Below are 565 nucleotides of genomic sequence, written 5' to 3' on the forward strand. Positions count from 1 at the left end.
GTGCAGTGGACGCCGGTCGAGAAGATGGAAAAGCTGCCCGACATCCTGGAGGAAGTGATCGAGGGATGCGGCCGCAAGTTCGTCCGCGCCGGCTTTATCGGCTTCGGCGAGGCGAGCTATGATTTCGACGTCGAATTCGATTCGCCGACATCAAGCTTCGAGGATTTCTTCGCCGCCCGCCATGCCGTCGGCCTCGGCATCATCAAACGGCTGAACGCGGAAGGGATCGAGCTCGCCTATCCCACGCAGACCGCCTTCACCGCGGCACCGCGCGGCGGGATGATCGCGCCCTATCCCGACGGGCCGATCTATGGCGAGAATGCCGCGCCGATCGCTGACGATCCCGGCACCACGGCCGAGCTGAAACGGTCGGGCAATCACTCGGCCGTCGACCAGGATTCGCATCCATGACCAACGATCATGAAGCGATCGTCCGTGCCCAATATGAGGCGTTCCGCGATCGTCGTCGCGAGGATAGCGAGGCGCTGCTCGCGCCCGACTTCACCTTCACCAGCCCCTATGACGACGCCATTTCGCGCGCCGCCTTTTTCGACCGGTGCTGGCC

The 565-nt window shown here is 63.7% G+C and carries 1 protein-coding gene; it reads left to right on the forward strand.

Going from position 1 to position 565, the window contains the following annotated elements:
- Positions 1–411: hypothetical protein (locus AC1DZC_RS20245; RefSeq protein ID WP_477044535.1), on the forward strand; the 411-nt coding region annotated here is incomplete at its 5' end.
- Between the last annotated feature and the right edge of the window lie 154 nt (positions 412–565).

Source organism: Cellulomonas sp. P2_B4 (assembly GCF_056404795.1).